1 pseudogene is annotated in these 378 nt (G+C 56.6%); it reads left to right on the forward strand.

The annotated features are described in order from the left end of the window. Positions 1-178: 178 nt before the first annotated feature. Positions 179-378: pseudogene (locus tag NCT32_RS37115) on the forward strand (IS5/IS1182 family transposase); the annotation flags it as partial.

Here is a 378-nt window from a genome sequence, read left to right on the forward strand (position 1 = left end):
GTTCACCAGCGCCAGTGGGTGAATGACCGCAACCGGACGTGTAGCAGCAACCAAGTCCGTAACCGGCGAAGGCCGGCAAAGGCCGAAGCATGTCGAGCGTCGGGCCGAACTCGACCGAGGCTGTGTAAAAACGTGTTGATTGCCTATAGTTAGTCAACACGTCTTTCGATGGTGGCCCATGAAGCGATTTATTGAAAGCGCGGCACGAGATCAAGTCGCACTGCTACCTGAGTGTCTCGACGACTACGTCGATGCTGATAACACCGTACGAGTGGTGGACGTCTTTGTCGACGAGCTTGATCTAGTAGGTCTTGGCTTCGAGCGGGCCACGCCCTCCTTGGTGGGCAGGCCGGCATATCACCCATCGACCTTGCTCAA

This window comes from Caballeronia sp. INML2 (genome assembly GCF_023631365.1).
In the GTDB taxonomy this organism is placed as follows: Bacteria; Pseudomonadota; Gammaproteobacteria; order Burkholderiales; family Burkholderiaceae; genus Caballeronia; species Caballeronia turbans.